At 64.2% G+C, this 19,073-nt stretch carries 20 protein-coding genes; 9 read left to right on the top strand and 11 right to left on the bottom strand.

Annotated features, from left to right (window positions below):
* Nucleotides 1–28 precede the first annotated feature (28 nt).
* The 3 genes from HK108_RS01675 to HK108_RS01665 form a co-directional block, all read right to left on the bottom strand.
* Nucleotides 29–1,099, bottom strand: coding sequence for an NADH:flavin oxidoreductase/NADH oxidase (locus HK108_RS01675; RefSeq protein WP_181270424.1), 1,071 nt, complete (start codon nt 1,097–1,099; stop codon nt 29–31).
* An 82-nt stretch (nt 1,100–1,181) separates the two neighbouring features.
* Nucleotides 1,182–1,961, bottom strand: coding sequence for an alpha/beta fold hydrolase (locus HK108_RS01670; RefSeq protein WP_181270423.1), 780 nt, complete (start codon nt 1,959–1,961; stop codon nt 1,182–1,184).
* A 96-nt stretch (nt 1,962–2,057) separates the two neighbouring features.
* Nucleotides 2,058–2,699 carry a thymidine kinase gene (locus HK108_RS01665; RefSeq protein ID WP_139907616.1) on the bottom strand — a complete coding sequence of 214 codons (642 nt, stop codon included), beginning with the start codon at nt 2,697–2,699 and terminating at the stop codon, nt 2,058–2,060.
* Between the two features lie 157 nt (nt 2,700–2,856).
* On the opposite strand from HK108_RS01665, the gene HK108_RS01660 reads away from it, so the two are divergent.
* The 3 genes from HK108_RS01660 to HK108_RS01650 all read left to right on the top strand — a co-directional run bounded on the left by HK108_RS01660 (nt 2,857) and on the right by HK108_RS01650 (nt 6,294).
* A complete protein-coding gene (locus HK108_RS01660; protein ID WP_181270422.1) occupies nt 2,857–5,085 on the top strand; it encodes an NADP-dependent isocitrate dehydrogenase in 2,229 nt (742 codons plus the stop codon).
* 102 nt (nt 5,086–5,187) lie between these two features.
* Nucleotides 5,188–5,646 (top strand): LapA family protein, encoded by a 459-nt coding sequence (locus tag HK108_RS01655; protein ID WP_139466917.1) that lies wholly within the window; start codon nt 5,188–5,190, stop codon nt 5,644–5,646.
* A 3-nt stretch (nt 5,647–5,649) separates the two neighbouring features.
* Nucleotides 5,650–6,294: a 4'-phosphopantetheinyl transferase family protein gene (locus tag HK108_RS01650; protein ID WP_181270421.1), complete on the top strand. Its 645-nt coding sequence runs from the start codon at nt 5,650–5,652 to the stop codon at nt 6,292–6,294.
* A 183-nt stretch (nt 6,295–6,477) separates the two neighbouring features.
* Here HK108_RS01650 and HK108_RS01645 read toward each other — a convergent pair whose 3' ends face one another.
* Together HK108_RS01645 and pdxR are read right to left on the bottom strand one after the other, a co-directional pair.
* Complete coding sequence (locus HK108_RS01645) at nt 6,478–6,867, bottom strand: hypothetical protein (RefSeq protein ID WP_139466915.1); 390 nt, start codon at nt 6,865–6,867, stop codon at nt 6,478–6,480.
* Nucleotides 6,864–8,258 (bottom strand): MocR-like pyridoxine biosynthesis transcription factor PdxR, encoded by a 1,395-nt coding sequence (gene pdxR, locus HK108_RS01640; RefSeq protein ID WP_181270420.1) that lies wholly within the window; start codon nt 8,256–8,258, stop codon nt 6,864–6,866. The genes HK108_RS01645 and pdxR overlap by 4 nt, the downstream gene beginning before the upstream one ends.
* A gap of 218 nt (nt 8,259–8,476) precedes the next feature.
* Here pdxR and pdxS point away from each other — a divergent pair, with 218 nt between their 5' ends.
* The 3 genes from pdxS to HK108_RS01625 are packed head-to-tail and all read left to right on the top strand — an operon-like array spanning nt 8,477 to nt 11,548.
* Nucleotides 8,477–9,358, top strand: a complete 882-nt coding sequence (pdxS, locus tag HK108_RS01635; RefSeq protein WP_139466913.1) for a pyridoxal 5'-phosphate synthase lyase subunit PdxS — start codon at nt 8,477–8,479, stop codon at nt 9,356–9,358.
* On the top strand, nt 9,355–9,936 hold the full coding sequence (pdxT, locus tag HK108_RS01630) for a pyridoxal 5'-phosphate synthase glutaminase subunit PdxT (RefSeq protein ID WP_308423761.1): 582 nt from the start codon (nt 9,355–9,357) through the stop codon (nt 9,934–9,936). Before pdxS ends, pdxT begins: the two co-directional genes overlap by 4 nt.
* A 10-nt stretch (nt 9,937–9,946) precedes the next feature.
* A complete protein-coding gene (locus tag HK108_RS01625) occupies nt 9,947–11,548 on the top strand; it encodes a helicase HerA-like domain-containing protein (protein ID WP_139466911.1) in 1,602 nt (533 codons plus the stop codon).
* Here the strand turns inward: HK108_RS01625 and HK108_RS01620 are convergent.
* The 6 genes from HK108_RS01620 to HK108_RS01595 all read right to left on the bottom strand — a co-directional run bounded on the left by HK108_RS01620 (nt 11,531) and on the right by HK108_RS01595 (nt 16,746).
* Nucleotides 11,531–12,580 (bottom strand): diacylglycerol/lipid kinase family protein, encoded by a 1,050-nt coding sequence (locus HK108_RS01620; protein WP_139466910.1) that lies wholly within the window; start codon nt 12,578–12,580, stop codon nt 11,531–11,533. The genes HK108_RS01625 and HK108_RS01620 overlap by 18 nt on opposite strands.
* 35 nt (nt 12,581–12,615) lie before the next feature.
* Nucleotides 12,616–13,725, bottom strand: a complete 1,110-nt coding sequence (locus tag HK108_RS01615; protein ID WP_181270419.1) for a winged helix DNA-binding domain-containing protein — start codon at nt 13,723–13,725, stop codon at nt 12,616–12,618.
* A gap of 88 nt (nt 13,726–13,813) precedes the next feature.
* Nucleotides 13,814–15,115 (bottom strand): carboxylesterase family protein, encoded by a 1,302-nt coding sequence (locus HK108_RS01610; RefSeq protein WP_181270418.1) that lies wholly within the window; start codon nt 15,113–15,115, stop codon nt 13,814–13,816.
* A gap of 9 nt (nt 15,116–15,124) precedes the next feature.
* Nucleotides 15,125–15,628, bottom strand: coding sequence for a phosphoribosyltransferase (locus HK108_RS01605; protein ID WP_025778180.1), 504 nt, complete (start codon nt 15,626–15,628; stop codon nt 15,125–15,127).
* 59 nt (nt 15,629–15,687) lie between these two features.
* Nucleotides 15,688–16,167, bottom strand: coding sequence for a DUF2087 domain-containing protein (locus HK108_RS01600; RefSeq protein WP_139466907.1), 480 nt, complete (start codon nt 16,165–16,167; stop codon nt 15,688–15,690).
* Between the two features lie 195 nt (nt 16,168–16,362).
* Nucleotides 16,363–16,746 carry a YchJ family protein gene (locus HK108_RS01595; protein WP_229663899.1) on the bottom strand — a complete coding sequence of 128 codons (384 nt, stop codon included), beginning with the start codon at nt 16,744–16,746 and terminating at the stop codon, nt 16,363–16,365.
* A 53-nt stretch (nt 16,747–16,799) separates the two neighbouring features.
* On the opposite strand from HK108_RS01595, the gene HK108_RS01590 reads away from it, so the two are divergent.
* From HK108_RS01590 to HK108_RS01580, 3 genes are all read left to right on the top strand, one after another.
* Nucleotides 16,800–17,387, top strand: coding sequence for an HhH-GPD-type base excision DNA repair protein (locus tag HK108_RS01590; protein WP_181270417.1), 588 nt, complete (start codon nt 16,800–16,802; stop codon nt 17,385–17,387).
* A 231-nt stretch (nt 17,388–17,618) separates the two neighbouring features.
* Nucleotides 17,619–18,185 carry a hypothetical protein gene (locus HK108_RS01585; protein ID WP_181270416.1) on the top strand — a complete coding sequence of 189 codons (567 nt, stop codon included), beginning with the start codon at nt 17,619–17,621 and terminating at the stop codon, nt 18,183–18,185.
* 500 nt (nt 18,186–18,685) lie between these two features.
* The gene (locus HK108_RS01580; RefSeq protein WP_181270415.1) at nt 18,686–19,039 is read left to right on the top strand and encodes a hypothetical protein; all 354 of its coding nucleotides are present in this window, start codon (nt 18,686–18,688) and stop codon (nt 19,037–19,039) included.
* The last annotated feature ends 34 nt before the right edge of the window (nt 19,040–19,073 follow it).

Raw genomic sequence — 19,073 nt, 5'->3', positions numbered from 1 at the left:
GCTGATGCTTCCGAGGTTCAGGGACAGGTCACCAGGCTCCGCGGGTGTACTGCGGAGGGTAGGGTCCGGGTTCGGCTCCGAGGACATGGGCGGCCCGCTGCGGCCAGGAAGGTTCGCGCAGGGCTGCTCGGGCCATGAAGATCGCATCGGCCTGTCCCGTGCTGAGGATGGTCTCGGCCTGCTTCGGATCGGTGATGAGTCCGACGGCTCCGGTCGGCACGCCCTCGGCGCGGATCGCCGCGGCCAGCGACACCTGGTAACCGGGACCGATGGGGATCCGCACCGGATAGTTGCCGCCCGAGGAGACGTCGATGAGGTCGACTCCAGCCTCCGACAGCGCACGGCTGACATCGGCGGCTTCGGCGATGTCGAATCCGCCGTCGGTCCATTCGCTGGCCGAGATGCGTACGAACACCGGCACGTCCTCACCGACCTCGGCGCGGACGGCCGCATAGACCTCGTGGAGCAGTCGGGACCGACCGGCGAGATCGCCGCCGTATTCGTCGCTGCGCTGGTTCGACAGCGGGGACAGGAAGGAATGGAGCAGATAGCCGTGGGCTGCGTGGAGCTCGACGAGGTCGAACCCGGCATCGATCGAACGTCGGGCAGCGGCCGCGAAGGCGGCGACCACCTCGGCGATGTCGTCCTTCGTCATCTCCACGGGCTCGGCCAGCTGCGGATAGGCGATGGAGCTGGCGCCGAACGTCGGCCATCCGCCCTCGGACTCGGGGACGCTGCCCTTCGGTTCACCGGTGAAAGGACGATAGGTGCTGGCCTTGCGGCCGGCATGGGCGAGCTGAATGCCGATGATGCTGCCCTGGGAGTGGACGAAGTCGACGACGGCCGACCATGACTCTGCCTGGTCGTCGTTCCAGATTCCGGCGTCCTGTGGTGAGATTCGACCTTCGGGGACGACTGCGGAGGCTTCGGTGAGGATGAGCCCGAATCCGCCCTGCGCCCGGGCACCGAGGTGGACGAGATGCCAGGGGCCGGGCATTCCGTCTTCGGCTTCGCAGGAATACTGGCACATCGGTGCCAGCCAGATGCGATTGGGGATCTCGGTTCCGCGCAGTGTCAGCGGTTCGAACAGCTCAGTCATGACATCAGTCTGCCAGTTCCGCTCGGACTCAGACACCGGTCCCGAATACCGGAACGGCGAAGATGCCGCGGTCCGCTCCTCTCTAGAGCTGGCCGCAGAACTCCTGGATGTGATCGACGACGATCTCAGGGTGTTCGACCATCGGCAGGTGAGCGGAGTCCGGGATCGTGGCGAAGTGCGAACCTTCGATCTGTTCGGCCATCTCCGACATCGCTTCGGGAGTGCAGCCGGAATCCTGGGCGCCGGCGATGACGAGCGTCGGGGTGGCGATCGAGCCGAGCTTCCCACTCAGATCGTAGGTCTTCAGCGCCGAGGCGGCCGCGATGTACGCCTCGTCATCGACCAGGGCGAGGTCGGACAGGATGAGGTGGCCGGTGGCGATGTCCTCGCCGAGGAACCCGGCGGCGAACCACCGATCGGCGGTGTCATCGACAAGTCCCTTGGTGCCGTCGGCGCGGACTTCGCCGATGCGTTCGTCCCAGGATTCCGGAGTGCCGAACTTCTCGGCCGTCGCACAGGCGACGAGTCCGGCCAGCGAATCGGGGTGGTTGAGCGCCAGGGTCAGACCGACGCCGCCGGAGATCGAGACTCCGCAGTAGATGAAGGACTCCACCCCGAGCTCGGCGAGGGGCTCGACGACACCGGAAGCCAGCGCTTCGACTGTCAGCGGGGCGGACGCCTCGGCGAGGGAATCGCCGGCGGGAAGGGTATGTCCGGGAAGGTCGGTGAGATAGATCTGGAAATCGTCGGCCAGACGCGCGGCCACGGAGGTCCACAAAGGCATCCGAGTGCCCAAAGCGTTGCCGAAGACGAGGACGGGAGAACCGGGATTGTCGTTGAAGGCACGAACGGCGATGCGCATGGAGGCTCCTTGAGAACTGAAAGTGCGAACGGATTTCGACTGGATACGACGGTCGTCGATGAGCTGGATTCGACGGGGAAGCTGTGTCGGGATCGGTCAGGAGTCTGTCGTTGACAGCCTACCGCCGGAGTACTCGAGATAACAGCTCGGGCACAGTGACTCATAGGTCACGGAATTGCCGTCGATGGCGACCTGATCGCCGTCGAAGATGAACTGTCCGTCGACGAGGCGGCCGTTGAACATCGCCTTGCGGCCGCAGCGGCAGATCGTCTTGAGTTCCTCGAGGGTGTGGGCGATCTCGAGCAGTCGCGCTGAACCGGGGAATGCCTTCGTCTGGAAGTCTGTGCGGATTCCGTAGCACATCACCGGCACCGAGGCGGTGGTGGCGATCCGCATGAGCGAATCCACTTGGACGGGGCTGAGGAACTGCGCTTCGTCGATGAGCAGGCACGCGACCGGGATCTTCGGGGCGTCGATGGATTCGATGAGGGCATCGTGGTCGACGTAGTCGGCATGTTCGGCATAGATCCGCTCCACGTCACCGTCGGCGGGGATGACGAAGTCGACCTCACGGGTGACGCCCAATCGGGACACGATCTGCGATGCGCCTTTGGTGTCGATCAGCGGCTTGGCCAGCAGAACGCGCTGGCCGCGTTCCTCGTAGTTGAAGGCCGCTTGCAGAAGAGCGGTCGACTTGCCGGAATTCATCGCCCCGTACCGGAAGTAGAGTTTGGCCACTGTCGTCCTCTTTCTGTTGTCCGTGCCGACACAGAAGACTACCGGGTGCCACCTGGGGATGTGAGCACCATCATCGGCCGGGGCCGCCTACCGAAATGGCCCAGAAGGTAGGATGGAGGGCGATAAACCCCAAGAAGATGCGGAGTGGTCCTTAACTATGGCTAAAATCATTTACACGCGCACGGATGAAGCGCCGCTTCTGGCGACGTATTCGCTCAAGCCGATCATCGAAGCCTTCGCCACGTCGGCCGGTGTCGAGGTTGAGACCAGGGACATCTCTCTCGCCGCACGCGTGCTGGCCCAGTTCAACGACCGTCTGCCTGAGGAACAGCAGGTCGGCGACGCACTCGCGGAGCTGGGCGATCTCGCCAAGACCCCCGATGCCAACATCATCAAGCTGCCCAACATCTCGGCGTCCGTCCCGCAGCTGAAGGCGACGATCTCCGAACTGCAGTCCCAGGGCTACGACCTGCCCGCCTACCCGGAAGAGCCTTCGACCGATGAGGAGAAGGACGTTCGGGCACGCTACGACAAGGTCAAGGGTTCGGCCGTCAACCCGGTGCTGCGGGAGGGCAACTCCGACCGTCGCGCTCCGCAGGCAGTGAAGAACTTCGCCAAGGCCCACCCGCATTCGATGGGCGAATGGTCCAAGGACTCGAAGACCCGCGTCGCCACCATGGGCTCGGACGACTTCCGCGACAACGAGAAGTCCGTGATCATCGAGGCCGATGACACCCTGTCGATCCGCCTGCGCACCGCTGCGGGAGAGACGAAGGTCCTCAAGGAGTCCCTGCCCGTTCTGGCCGGCGAGATCGTCGATTCGACGAAGATGAACGCCGCCGCCCTCGACGAATTCGTCAAGGACCAGATCGCCGCGGCCAAGGCCGACGGCGTCCTCTTCTCCGTCCACCTCAAGGCCACGATGATGAAGGTCTCCGACCCCATCCTCTTCGGCAAGGTCATCGAAGCTTTCTTCCCCGACGTCTTCGCCGAGTACGGTGACGTCCTCGCCGAGGCGGGACTGACCTCCGACAACGGACTGGCCGCCATCCTCGCCGGGCTCGACACCCTGCCTGCCGAGGCAGCCGCCGGAGTCAAAGCCGGAATCGAGAAGGGTCTGGCCGACGGCCCCGACCTGGCCATGGTCAACTCGCACAAGGGCATCACGAACCTCCACGTGCCCTCCGACGTCATCGTCGATGCCTCTATGCCGGCGATGATCCGCGTCGGCGGCAAGATGTGGAACAAGGATGACCAGACCCAGGACACCCTGGCCGTCATCCCCGACTCCTCCTACGCCGGCGTCTACCAGACCGTCATCGAGGACTGCCAGGCCAAAGGCGCCTTCGACCCGCGGACCATGGGCACCGTGCCCAACGTCGGTCTCATGGCGCAGAAGGCCGAAGAGTACGGCAGCCACGACAAGACCTTCGAGATCCCGGAGGCCGGAACCGTCGAGGTCGTCAACTCCACCGGCGATGTGCTGATGAGCCACGAGGTCGCTGCCGGTGACATCTGGCGTGCCTGCCAGACGAAGGACATCCCAGTCCGCGACTGGGTCAAGCTCGCCGTCACCCGTGCCCGCCTGTCCGAGACTCCGGCCGTGTTCTGGCTCGACGAGACCCGCGCCCATGACCGCAACATCACGTCGAAGGTCGAGGAATACCTCAAGGACCACGACACCGAGGGCCTGGACATCCGCATCATGAACCCGGTGGAGGCCACTCAGTTCTCCATCGACCGCATCCGTGAGGGCAAGGACACCATCTCGGTGACCGGCAACGTGCTCCGCGACTACAACACCGACCTGTTCCCGATCCTGGAGCTCGGCACCTCGGCGAAGATGCTCTCCGTCGTGCCGCTCATCGCGGGCGGCGGGCTGTTCGAGACCGGTGCCGGCGGCTCGGCTCCGAAGCACGTTCAGCAGCTCGTCGAGGAGAACCACCTGCGCTGGGACTCCCTCGGTGAGTTCCTTGCCCTGGCAGAGTCCTTCCGCCACGAGTTCAACGTCCACGGAAACGAGCGGGCCGGAGTGCTGGCCGACACCCTCGACGCCGCGACCGGCAAGTTCCTCGAAGAGAACAAGTCGCCGTCGCGCAAGGTCGGCGAGATCGACAACCGCGGCAGCCACTTCTACCTCACCCTGTACTGGGCGCAGCAGCTGGCCGAGCAGACCGCGGACGAAGCTCTGGCCGAGGCCATCGCCCCCGTGGCGAAGGCACTGGCTGAGAAGGAGGACGCCATCGTGGCCGAGCTCCTCGAGGTTCAGGGCGGCCCGGTCGACCTGGGTGGGTACTACTACCCGAACGATGCGAAGACCGAAGCCGCCATGCGGCCTTCGGCCACGCTCAATGAGATCATCTCCTCGCTGAGCAAGACCGTCTGATCAACTGATCGACACCCCTTAGGAAAGAGTCCCGGCAGCGGTTGCCGGGACTCTTTCTGCAAACCTGCCTTATGCGCCCCATCAGCAGTTATGATGGGGCGCATGAGTACTCAAGACCCGCGTGGCGATTCGCAGACGCCCGAAGAGCTCCTGGCCGAAACCGATTCAGTCCTCGGCAGCGATACTCCCGCGACGGGCGAGACCGCTGCGGTGGACAAGACCCGAGAGATGTCCCCGCAGGAGAGGCATGAGCAGACCCAGCCTCCGACGGGACACACCGGTGAACTGCCGTCGACGAAGGCCGGATCCGGAATGTCGGCGGGAATGTGGGTCTCCCTCATCCTCGGCGCCCTCATCGTCGTCCTGCTGCTCATCTTCATTCTGCAGAACAATGTCCCGGCCGAGTTCAAGTACTTCGGCTGGCAGTTCGAACTGCCCCTGGGCGTGGCGATGCTCTTCGCTGCGATCGGCGGCATCCTCATCGCCGGAATCATCGGTTCGGTGCGGATCTTCGTGCTCAACCGCAAGCTGAAGAAGATCAACAAGGCCCTGGGCCGCTGATCGATGGCGCACCACCCCAGCTTCACCGAACTGCCCACCGAGCTGCCCGTCACTCTCATCCTCGCCGATACCTCGGCCGAAGCGGCCTGGGCGCGGGATGACGATTCCGTGCTCACCGAGCAGGAACGCAACTATGCGAAGGAATTCGACGCCGAGGCGGCCGCCACCTGGTCTGCCGGCCGGGTTGTCCTCCGCCATGTGCTCGGAGCGCATCTGGGTCAGGACCCCGCCGCGATCGAGATCCGCCTCGACTCGGCGGGCAAACCACGTCACGACGAGTGCGAATTCTCCGTGTCGAGGTCTCGTCGCCTCGTCCTCGTCGCCGTCGCCGACGACCCGGTCGGACTCGACATCGAAGCGATCCCCGAGCGAGATGTCGCACTGGAGGCGATGCAGCTGCTCCATGAGAGAGAACGCGCAGAACTCGAAGCGCTTCCCGATGACGACTTCGCCGCCGGCTTCGTCCGTGTGTGGGCACGCACCGAAGCTTTCCTCAAGGCACTGAGCACGGGCCTGGCTCGCGATCCGGGTCTCGACTACATCGGTGCCGGACCGGAACCGAATTCACCGCATCCCGATGTCGACATCCACGACCTCGAGGCCGGTATTCCCGACGGCCATATCGCGGCCATCGCCTTCAACCGCTGAGCGCACCGTCGCACCACAGCGAGAATTCTCCGCCGATCAAGGCCTACAGCAGATATGTGCCGGTAGGCGTCCACAAATGTGCGCCGGCGCTTGATCGACGGAGAGCGGCGCGCGCCAACGCTTGATCGACGGAAAGCGCCGTGCGGGAACGCTTCATCGACGTAGGGCGGCGTGCGACAGCGGTCAGGGGTTCTGCGGCTCGTCTTCGCTGAACGACGGGCCGTTCTCGCCGGTCGTGAAGACCACGGCGATGCCCAACGAGCCCACTCCGATCAATCCGAAGAGGACCCAGGCGCCGGCAGGGTTGCTCGCAGCGGCGAGGATGAGGCCGACGACGACCGCGACGATGAGAAGCGCGTCGAAGACCATCGGGAACTTCAGGTAGCGCTTCTCCCCCTTGGTCACGGCATAGGAGATCTGGGTGGCAGCGCTGAGGAAGAGCAGCACCAGCGCGGTGACGACCAACCAGCGTGGGGCGAGGAAGAAGTCCTCGAGCCCGCCGATGAAGATGAAGCCGAGCACGGCCAGCAGCAGCTTGATGATGCCGTCGACTGCAAATCCGGAATTCCTCATGACTGAATCCTACTCAACAGGGACTTCACCGCCCCCAAGGCCTCCCGCAGCGCAGGGGCCTCGACGTTCGAATGGGCGATGACCAGACCGTGTCGAATCTCGTCGCCACCGGTCCAGCCGCGAGCCAACGAGGCGACGAGGATGCCGCGCTCGGCAAGCTCCCTCAGGAGGCTTTCGGCCTGGGCCTGAGACGTTTCGATGACGAGGGTGCGTCCCTCGTGGACGAGACCGGGGATCGGGCCGATCTCGGACACGACCTCCTCGGCGGCCCGGAGTCGCCGCCGTCCCCGGGAGATGCGACGACGCAGCCCACCGGAGCCGAGGTAGGAGGCGATGGCCATCTGCAGAATCGGCGAGTAGGCCGGCCCGAGTGCCGCGCGCAGGCTCATGAGCTCCTCCGAGATCGGTCCGCGAGCGATGACGTATCCGGTCGATACGGCCGAGGTCAGCAGGGCAGAGAAGGTGCCGATGTGGACGACGTGCGCGCTGCTGCCGGTCGATGATGCGAGGTCGAAGAGGGTCGGCAGCACTGTGCGGGTGAAGCGGGCCTCACTGTCGTAGTCGTCCTCGACGATGAGGACGTTTCCTCGAGCTGCCCAGTCCAGCAGGCGGGCACGCTGGTCGACCGGCATCGGTGTTCCGTGCGGGAACTGGTGATTCGGTGTCACGACGGCCGCAGCCACATCGGCCCGTGCCGGCGAGGAGCCGACCAAGTCCAGAGGCACAAGCTGCTGGTCGGTCATCGCCTGGCGCAGACCCGGGAAACCGGGATTCTCCACGGCGATGGATCCGGAGACGCCGAGGCTCAGCAGCAGGCGCAGACCATCGCGAGACCCGCTGGTGAGGATGATCTCGTCGGGGTCGACGGCCATCCCACGAGTCAGCCGCAGATAGTCGGCGATCGCCCACCGGGCACGGGGCTGGCCCAAGGGGTCGATTGGGCCCGGGTCGAGGTCGAGTGATTCCCTCCAGGCCCGACGAAAGGCCGGTTCGCGCAGAGGATCGTCACCGCCGAACCCCGGGCGCAGGTCGACATAGTTGCGCAGGCGCCGCCTCGGCGAGTCCGGAACTCGGCGCTTGGGACGCACCGTCGTCGAGGCGGCGGGCAGGCCGGGATTGATCCGCGTGGCCGAACGCTCGGCGGCGATGAGGAATCCTTCCACGGCAAGCTGCGCATAGGCGGTCTCCACACTGCCGCGAGAGATTCCGAGATGCTTGGCCAACCGACGGCTCGAAGGCACAGCATCCCCCGGCCGCAGAGTCCCGTCCGAAATCAGACGACGCAGCTCCTGAGTGAGCTGATCCGGCAGCGGAGTCGACAGACCTTTGTCGACGTTCACTGGCAAGGCGATGCCCTCGGCCTGAGTGCCGTTCTGTGACTTCGTGACCATCAGTCGATCATAGAGCGATCACGTTTATTTGGCCTAAAATACTTGCATACTACTGGCTCTCTCAATGAGCCACTCATCGGCTTAGGCTGGTCGAGAACGGCCGTTCACCCCGAAGAACCACGATCCCTCCGACCTCCGGCAGCAGACAGAGATCCCTCTGTTCTGTTCCCCGTGGCGACCCGGATCGACTCCGCGACAGTGAATGGATCTACACCACAATGACCGAAACACAGACCCTGCTCAACACCGGACTGGCTCAGATGCTCAAGGGCGGCGTCATCATGGACGTCGTCAACGAAGAGCAGGCACGCATCGCCGAGGCGGCCGGCGCTTCCGCAGTCATGGCCCTCGAACGCGTCCCTGCCGACATCCGCGCACAGGGTGGAGTCGCCCGGATGAGCGACCCCGACCTCATCGACTCGATCATCAGCGCCGTGTCTATCCCGGTGATGGCCAAGGCCCGCATCGGCCATTTCGTCGAGGCCCAGATCCTCGAGACCCTCGGTGTCGACTACATCGACGAATCGGAGGTCCTCTCCCCCGCCGACTACGTCAACCACATCGACAAGTCCGTCTTCAAGGTGCCGTTCGTCTGTGGTGCGACCAACCTCGGTGAGGCTCTGCGCCGTATCCAAGAGGGCGCATCGATGATCCGCTCGAAAGGCGAGGCAGGAACCGGCGACGTCTCCGAGGCGATGCGCCACCTGCGGACCATCAACTCCGAGATCCGTGCACTGGGAGCGAAGAGCGAAGACGAGCTCTACGTCGCGGCCAAGGAGATCGCCGCCCCGTACCACCTGGTCAAGCAGGTCGCCAGCCTCGGCCGTCTGCCCGTCGTGACCTTCGTCGCCGGCGGCATCGCCACCCCGGCAGACGCAGCGATGATGATGCAGCTCGGTGCCGACGGCGTCTTCGTCGGCTCCGGCATCTTCAAGTCCGGCAACCCGGAGGCCCGTGCGAAAGCCATCGTCGAGGCGACCACACACTTCGATGACCCGCAGGCCGTGGCCGAGGCATCCCGCGGACTCGGCGATGCGATGGTCGGCATCAACGTCGCCGACGTACCCGCACCGCACCGCCTGGCCGAGCGCGGCTGGTGAGAGTCGGCGTCCTCGCCCTCCAGGGAGCCTTCCGTGAGCACCTGCTCATGCTCGGCTCCCTGGGGGTCGACACCCTCAAAGTCACCAGGTCCGAACACCTTACGGGCCTCGATGCGCTCATTCTGCCCGGCGGTGAGTCCACTGCCATGGTGCGCATCGCCGCCGGCACGGATCTCTTCGCGACTCTGCGCGAACACATGGCCGGCGGTCTGCCGGTCTTCGGCACCTGTGCCGGACTCATTCTCCTGGCCGACCGGCTCAGCGACGATTCGCTGGGTGGGTATGACCGCCTCGGCGGGCTCGATGTCACCGTTGCCCGCAACGCTTACGGTCGACAGCGCGAGTCCTTCACCGCCCCGCTGACCGTACGCGGACTGGACGAACCGGTCGAGGGCACATTCATTCGTGCCCCGCAGATCCTCGAGCTCGGGCCCGACACCGAGGTGCTCTCCCGTCACGACGACGTGCCCGTCCTCGTCCGGCAGGGCTCGGTCTGGGGTGCCAGCTTCCACCCGGAGTTGGGCACCGACGGACGAATCCATGCAGAATTCCTCCACCACCTCGGTGCCGCTGTGTAAAGATTGACTCATGACTGAGCAGGCGTTGCAGACACTCAAAGACGGATACACCTTCGACGGCGAGACACTCGATCTTGGGGTCGCCCTGAACGGTGAAGAACCCTCGAAGGAGACCCCGATCTCCATCCCGTTGTCCATGCTCAATCGGCACGGCCTCGTCGCCGGTGCCACGGGAACCGGTAAGACCGTGACCCTGCAGGTGCTCGCCGAGCAGCTGTCACGGGCCGGAGTGCCGGTGTTCGCTTCGGACATCAAGGGCGATCTCTCGGGCATCGGCGCTGCCGGCGTCGAATCCGACAAGCTGCGCAAGCGCCTCGATGCCGCCGGTCAGGACTGGCAGTCGCGGTCCAATCCGACCGAGTTCTACACTCTCGGTGATTCGGGGCTCGGCACTCCCCTGCGAGCGACGGTGACCTCGTTCGGGCCGATTCTGCTGGCAAAGGTGCTCGAACTCAACGACACTCAAGAATCCGTCCTCTCTCTGGTCTTCCACTATGCCGATCAGGCAGGGTTGGCGCTGCTCGACCTCTCCGACCTCAAGGCCGTCCTCACCTTCCTCACCTCCGACGAGGGAAAGGCCGATCTCGAAGGCATCGGCGGGGCGTCGAAGGCCACCGTCGGCGTCATCCTGCGCAAGATCTCCGAACTCGCGGCCCAAGGCGGCGACGTGTTCTTCGGCGAACCGGAATTCGACACCGCTGATCTGCTGCGCACCGACGACAACGGTGCCGGAATCGTCTCGGTGCTCGAACTGCAGAAACTCAGTCAGTCGCCGGCCCTGTTCTCCACGTTCCTCATGTGGCTGCTGGCCGACCTGTTCCAGGACCTGCCGGAGGTCGGCGACCCGGACAAGCCCTCGCTTGTGTTCTTCTTCGACGAAGCCCACCTGCTCTTCGCCGGCGCGTCGAAGGCCTTCCTCCAGTCGGTGACGCAGACCGTGCGGCTCATCCGCTCGAAGGGCGTCGGCATCTTCTTCGTCACTCAGACGCCGAAGGATGTTCCCGAAGATGTGCTCGCACAGTTGGGTTCGCGCATTCAGCACCAGCTGCGGGCACATACACCCAACGACGCGAAGGCGCTCAAAGCGACCGTGCAGACCTTCCCGAAGTCCGACTACGACCTCGAAGAGCTGCTCACCTCGCTCGGCATCGGCGAAGCCGTGGTCACCGTCATGGACCCCGATGGTGCTCCGACCCCGGTGGCACCGACGCGAATGCGAGCCCCGGAGTCGAAGATGGGGCCGATGAGCGAGGACGAGATCAAAGCGGCTGTGGCGGCGTCGCCCCAGCATGAGAAGTACGGCACCGCGATCGACAACGAATCTGCCCGCGAGATCCTCGCCAAGCGCCTCGAGGGCGGGTCAGAAGCTCACGCCGAGGAACAGAAGTCAGCTCCTGCCGATGCGCCCGCTGAGAGTCAGGGTCGCGACGCTTCAGCGGACAAGATCGACTTCCCGGAGGAGTCAGGCGGTTCTGGGAAGAAGTCGGCGAAGAAGGACGACGAGAACCTGTTTTCCCAGGTCGTGAAGTCCTCGGCGTTCAAACAGTTCACAAGGACCGCGGCACGCGAGATCGCACGCGGAATCTTCGGCACCTCACGACGCCGGCGCTGATACCCGCAGTGTCTTCTCACCGGCGCTCACCCGCAGTTCCAGGCAGTCGCCGATGAGGTCTCCGTCGAGTTGTGCCGGTACCGGATATTCGACGGTGACCGTCGTCTCGGTTGTGCGCCGATAGTTCATGAGCGGGTGGGCCTCCGGTCTGCCCTGCAGGCATGCCGCGGCGATTCCTGCCCAGGCTCGGCACCGCGCCATGGGTGAGTGCGGAAACGGGCCGACGGTGAGCATGGAGAAGGTCGGAGCATCAATGCGCGCTTCGGGGAACACGGCGATGGGACCGGCAGGACGGGCGACCTTCGACGCCATCACCGACCACACCAGCCCCGAGTCGGTTCCCTCCCCTGTGCTTGCGGTGTCTTCCGCTCTTGCGGCGTCCCTCATGCTTGCGGTGTCTCCCGTGCTCGCGGTGAAATCTGCGGCGACGAGGGCCTGCGCGGCTCCCCAGGCGTAGCCGAGCAGCCCGAGCGAGACATGGTGGTGGGCGACGGCCCGGGCGTCTCCCCCGATTCCTGCGAGACTGATGAACTCGGTGCGATGTCGAGCGCCGTCGGCCGTCTGGTACTCCGCAGTATTGATCGGAACGTTCCGGAGGTTCGGCGGATAGCCGTCACGGATGATCGAGGCGATCGTGCGCTTGCAATGGTCAATGGCGTGCCGGGAGGATCGGAGGCCGATATGGCGGCTGAGCACGTTCGCGGTCCCGGTCGGGACGAGGAACGTCAGGATGTCCGCCTCGGCGAGTACCGGCGCTGTCGCTCGGATGGTGCCGTCGCCACCGAGGATGATGACGATGTCAGCGCCCCATTTGACGAGCTGTTCGGCTTGCCAACGACCGGAACGGTCGACGCTGGTGGTCATGCTTCGGTAGTGCGCGCCGGTATTGCGCAGTTCCGGCACGAGCTCGGCATACGCCCGCAGGGTCGCCGGGTGTTTGGGATTGAGGATGATCCCGACGGCAGTTCGGCCCGCAGGCGATGCCGGTCGGTCGCCTTCACCCACACGGCTGGCCCACTGTGTGCGTGTCATGTGGCGATCGTCCACCGTCGGTCGTCTCTGCGTGCTCAGACGAAGGCCGGGTGGGTTGCACTCACCGATTCGACGGCCTCGAGGTCAACCTTCTCCCCTGGGAAGGTGTCGACGCGGACCCGCGGACCGGTCTTGAGGGGTGATCGTTTCCAGGTCGCGCGTGCGCGGGTGCCGGTCACCACCGTGTTCTTGAACATTCCGTTGCCTCCGGGCACAACGAGTCTCTCATTCGCAGGGTCGAGTGTGGCGCTGCGGTCCTTGTACCCGAGGATGATCTCGTCGAATCCCGGCAGCAGCATGGTCTCCTGCGCCGCCGTCTCCCATTCGGCCAGTCGGTCCTCCAGATCCGGTGCGTGAGCGTAGTCGGTGCCGTCGATGTCGGTGCTCACGATCTCTCCGGCATCGATTCCGGCGCGGATGGCCTTTCTCATTCTCGTCTTCGGCAGTCCCGTCCACCGTGTCGCGTCATCGACTGTGACCGGTCCGTGACTGGTGACGAAGCGTCTCATCCATTCGTGGTCGGCCGCCTCGGTGTCCAGCTCTGTAGGTGTGGGCACCCAATCGGCGGTGAGCACGTATTTCATGTCATCTTTGCCCTCGATCACGGGGGCTTGGACGATGATGTTCTGCAGCGCCAAGGAAGTGATGAGGTAACGGGCGTGGCCGTATTCGTCTCCGGCACCGATGGGAGCGAACGCTTCGAGCAGCTCTTCGCGCGTCAGCGGTCCCCGGTCCCGGATGGCCACTGTGGCGAGTTCCGCTGCAGTATCGAGCATCGCGTCGGTGATGCCGAAATACTCGCGCCGCTTGGCCGTGGATTTCATGATCCGTGCCCCGGTGAGGCCGAGGATCCACCCGATGTCCTTGGCCGTGGTCAGATGGATGGTGCCGCGCTGGGTCCAGGAACGCACGATCTCTCCGGAATCGATGGCGGCACGGACCGCGGCCACACCGTCAGTGACATCCGGTCCTAGGCGCAGGGCGATGGAGATCAGTGCACCGCCGAGAGCTTGGGCTTGGACACAGCCGAGATGCTCGACGACTGCGCCGGCGGTTGAGAGGTCGGTTCCTGTCGGTGACTCGGGTGGAGGTCCGATGAGTCCCTGCGAGATCAGACGGGCTGCCGAGATCTGATGTGCGTCCATGGTCCAACGGTAGTGCACGCCGGTGACATGGCGGTTGTGAAAAGACGACAGAGCTGGGATCGCAGACGGCGATCGTACAGTTGACCGTTCAGCCCATGATGTCGATGAGTCCGGGCACCCGCACCCGCGGCAGTGTGCCCGAGGAGGCGAATTCGCCCCAGGTCCGGCGCAGCTCGGGACCGGCGATATCGGTGGTCGCACCGTAGTCGAGGAAGGAATCGTGCCAGATATCGCCGGGGAAGATCAGCGGCAGATCTCCGGAGTGGGCCGCGTCGAAGAAGCTGCCGTCTCCGCGGGAGACGATGAGCAGGCGGGCGCCTTGACCGCCGGACATCCGGTGGCGGTCGTAGAATTCGCGTCCGGCCCGGGTATAGACCGCCGAGGTGATTCCGGAGATGAGGGATTCGAGCATCGGCGAGGTCAGGGTGCGATCGTAGAGGCGACGCAGTGCGGGAACGAAACCGGCGAAGAACGCGATCTCCCGTTCCGTGCGGGTCATGAGGACGTCGAATTTCGGGGCGACTTCGGCCCAGGCCTCGGCTGCCTTCGAGCGTGATGGCAAAGGGTACTGGCCGTAACGGACTCCGAAGCACATTCCGGCATGCAGACCCCCGACGAGGGCGGCTTTGTGCACTTCTTCCTGCGCTCGGAGGATGCCGTCGACGCCGGCTTCAGGGTCGATCTTCTGGGCGACTTTCCCCATTGCCCAGTTCATTGCGTCGGTGCCGCCGGCGAGTCCCAAGGGTGCTGAGGCCATGAGCACACGATGGAAGAGTCCTGCGGTGCCTTCGGCGATCATGAGGTGGGCGCAGGCGTCTGCTCCGGCGCTTTGCCCGGCGATCGTGACGTTGTCCGGGTTGCCGCCGAAGGCGGAGATGTTCGTCTGCACCCAGCGCAGGGCGGAGATCTGGTCGAGCACTCCGAGGTTGAGGTGTTCGTCTCGGCCGGTTCCGAGGTATCCGAGGACTCCGAGGCGGTAGGTCACGGAGACGACGATGATGTTCTGCTCGGCGGCCAGGGCGTGCGGATCGTAGATCTCCGCGTCCCCGGCCCCGGCGACGTAGGCTCCGCCGTGGATCCAGACGAGGACGGGAAGCCCCGCCTCGGTGATGGTGTCCTTCGGCATAGTCACGCTCACGCGCAGACAGTCTTCGCTGATGGGCAGCCCGCCGAGCTGATCGAAGGTCATTCCGGCATTCGGGTCGCGGCGCAGCTGCGGGCTTGCCGGGCCCGGTCGACCGCCGTCGATGAAGTCCACCGGAGGTTCATCGACGGGAGGGAGGAAACGACCTGCACGGGCGTAGCGGATGCCCCGTGCGCGGATCACGTCGTCGTTGACGTAGGCGCGCACGCGTCCGCACGGGGCGGCGATGTCCCGTGTCTCCTCCATTTGGTCAGCTTACTTGCTGGGTTCGACCGGGGGTTCGGCCGACCAGGGGAAGACGATCCACTGATCGGTGCGCTTCCACACGAAGTCCGGGTCGATGATCGATGCGGACTTCGCGTAGATGACGGCCGACTGGGCTTCCGCACCGTGTTTGCGCAGCAGTTCGAGGACGAGGGCGAGGGTGCGGCCGGAGTCGGCGACGTCATCTACGACGAGCAGCTTCTTGCCCTTGATCGCTTCGATGTCGAGCATCGGGGCGAGCAGGATGGGGTCGGGCAGGGTCTCGTGGACGTCGGTGTAGAACTCGACGTTGATGGCGTCGGAAAGCTTGAGTCCGAGCGCGTAGGCGAGTGCTCCGGCGGGCAGCAGTCCACCGCGGGCTACGGCGATGACGATCTCGGGATCGTAGTCGGAATCCGCGATGGTCTGCGCCATCTCACGCGCCGATCGGCCGAACATGTCCCAGCTGAGAATCTCTTTTTCGTCGAGATCGGTCGAATCGGCGTGATAGGCCATGGATGCTCCTCGTGTCTGCCCGTTTGTGGTTCGAGCTTCAAGGATACGCTGTCGCCGGTTCAGCGCAGAAATACCTCGAGTCCGGCTATCTCCTGCGCCTGCGAACCGGTATGGGTCGGCGGGTTCGGGTTGACCCAGTACTCCCCCGTGTGGGCATTGCGTTCGAGCAGGCGGTAGTCGATGAGTTCGCGACGCAGCAGGGCGAAGTCCGGATGGAAATCCCCGAGGATGCCGTTGAGTCGTTTCTCGGCGTAGACCTGGTCCGGGTCGAGGGCGGCGAGGACTTCGATGAGGACGAGCACGAGGGCGCGTCGTTTCGTCGGAATGGCGACGATGTGGCCGTCCGGCATGAACGTTTTCAGTGTCTTCGCCCGAAACCGTGCGATCTCCGGGGCGATGACGGATTCGCTGCGGGAATCACTGTTGGATCCTGAACCCTGGTTCGCGGCGACCAGCGCGGTGCGGGCCGTGGTGTAGTTCTCACCGGTTTCGGTCATCCGCGTGCGAACGAGCTTCTTGAAATCCTTGTCCTTGGTCATGGTGTCACTTCCTCAAACGACCAAGTCTCCCCCAGCACGAAACCTGGTCAGGAAATCACCGTGCCGGTTTCGTCCGAGGATTCTCTCCCCTTCGCCATGCGGTCGGTGTGCTGGGAACACGACCTCGGCTGGGCGTTGGATGCGCCGAACACCAGTATAGACACAGTGGTCGGCGTTCGAAGCCGTTGCCGGTTGTCAGCTCTCGAGCGCTTCGAGGTACATCCACCGCCCGGCACGGCGGACGAAGGAGGAGTTCTCTTCGAGGACATGATCGCCGAGGTGGTCCCGGAATCGCGCACGGAAGTGCACGGTGCCGGTGACATCGTCGAATCCCCCGCCCGTGGTGGACACGATTTCGAGGCCGAGCCACGTGGTGGCGTCATCGACGCCGACATCGTCGGGTCGGGTCTTGGCATGCCAGGTGCGGAAGAGGTGGTCTTCGTTGCCGCGGACGAAGGCGGTGTAGCGGGAGCGCATCAGCGCCTCGGCGGTGGTGGGCCAGGATTCACCGTCGAGGGCGGGGCGGCAGCAGTCGTCGTAGGCGGTGCCGGGAGGCATTCCGGAGCAGGGGCAGATCATCAGTCGATGATATCGGCAGTGGACAGCCGTAGGCGGCGTGCGAAGATGGAGTCATGACTTCACTGTTCCTGTCTGGAGATCCGAAGGCCGATGCACTCTTGGCCGAAGACCGCTTCGCTCTGCTTGTCGGGATGCTGCTCGACCAGCAGGTGACCATGGAGAGCGCCTTCGCTGGGCCGGCCAAGCTGGCAGATCGACTGGGCAAGCTCGATATCGACGAGATCGCCGAGATGAACCCGGACGATTTCCTCGACATCTTCGCCCAGACTCCCGCAGTCCACCGGTTCCCGAAGTCGATGGCTGGACGGGTGCAGAAGCTGGCCGCAGCCATTGTCGACGAATACGACGGCAACCCCGAGGCTATCTGGACTGAGGGCGACCCCAGCGGTGCTGAGGTCCTCAAACGGCTGAAGAAGCTGCCCGGATTCGGCGATCAGAAGGCCAAGATCTTCCTGGCCTTGCTCGGTAAGCAGTTCGAACTCCAGGCCGACGGTTGGCAGGAGGCTGCCGGTGATTACGGAGACGCAGACGCCCGCCGATCGATCGCCGACGTCGTCGATGACGTCACTCTGCAAGAGGTGCGTGCTTTCAAGAAGCAGCAGAAGGCCGCGGCCAAGACGGCGAAGGCCGCGAACAAGTAGCCGCAGTTGCCGAAAGATCGTTGTTCCCACGCACTCGGGCGTGAGTTATCCACAGATTTCACTTCGCCTGTTCTAAAAAGCATGCCGGTCGAATAATGTAGGGAATCCGGGTGCCGGCCGATGGGGTCGCGCCGCAGTTGCAGACCACAGAGGCGTGGAATGAGAACTGGATCGTCCCGACCGTATCGTCGACCTTCCCAAATATTCGTTGCCGTTTTCTCCGCGCTGAGTATGGTCTCGGTTGTCGGCTGTGCCGACAACTCGCCGGTAGCCGCACCGACGTCGACCCTGCCCGCCCAGCAGCCCGACGGAGGGTCGACCGATAATCCCCCCGAGGTGGCCATCCCCGACTACGAAACCGACCTTGACCTCGACAAAGAGGAAAAGAAGGCCGTCGAGGGCGCGCTGGTGGCATTCGACGACTTCATTCAAGCCATTAATGAAGCGTATTCCGGGAAGTTCGAGGTAGCTGATGAGTTTCCGAAATTCGCATCCGGTGATGCGCTTAAGTCAATTCAGGCCGAAGCCAAATCAGTAGCCTCCAACGAGGCTACCTTTAAGGGCCAAATCGAACCGTTGAAGGTCGAAGTATTTGAAGTCACGAGAGTCGACGAAACAGCGAAATCTGGCTCGGTCCTAGTGAACTTTTGTGTTGACACCTCTAGGTGGACAATGACCCCGGCAGGTCAAACTCCAACTGTGAATCCTGATGGAAAAGTGACGATGCAACACACCATTCAGTTAGATGATGAAAGCTGGAAAGTCGACCAGCAAACCCTCTGGGAACGACGTTGTTAGGAAATAGGTCTTCCCACAGCATTCTTTGTTTTGCAATCGTCGCCATTTGCCTGTTCATGTTTCCTCCGCCGGCGGAGGCAGCACCAGGCTGCACGATTGGCGACACTAGCGGGTGTAAAGCGGTAAAACCCCCGGTTCCCCAACCGCCTCCGGGCGGAGGGGGATCTGACGGCGGCGGAGGCTCCGGAGGTGGCGGCTCTGGTGGAGGAGGCAACGGCGGCGGTGGTTCCGGAGGCGGAGGTGGCGCCGGCGGCGGCGGTCAGCCTGACTGCCCGACTGAAGACGTCGGCTATCTGTGCGTAAGTGAACCCGGCCCCGGTGGCGGAGGGGGCGGTGGCGGCGGCGCTCCGGCTCGGCCCGATCCCCCGACCCACATCCCGGAATCGCAGTTCCAGAATTTCGACATACCGGCTCCCACAATCTATGCCTGGCCGAAGGATTGGGCTGTCGTCGGCAAACCGGCGGCCTTCTGGACGGACATCGACGTCAGTTATATCGACATGACCCTGCTGACCTATGCGGTCAAGGTCAAAGTCACCCCAGAGCGCTTCAATTGGGACTTCGGAGACGGCTCGGGCACGACCACTAATACGAAAGGTACGAAGCCCCTGCCCGGCGGCACACCCCAGATCGGACACGAATACCAAAAATCCGGCAAGGTATCCGCGTCGATGACCGCGACATTCAGCGGAGAATTCTCGGTCGACGGCGGGCCCTGGCTCCCTATCGACGGATTCGCTCACGTCTCCAGCAACGACATCGGCATCGAGGTCTACCGCTACCACCGCTACCTTGTCGACGAAGACTGCTATTCCAATCCCCGCGGGCCGGACTGTGCCCAATCTGCCCGATGACGCCGTGACGTTCTTATTCGGAAAGGCTCGGCCC

This window comes from Brevibacterium sediminis, assembly GCF_013623905.1.
GTDB lineage: Bacteria > Actinomycetota > Actinomycetes > Actinomycetales > Brevibacteriaceae > Brevibacterium > Brevibacterium sediminis.
Note: the sequence above shows the minus strand (reverse complement) of the source record. Positions and strands in the feature narration are given on the sequence as shown.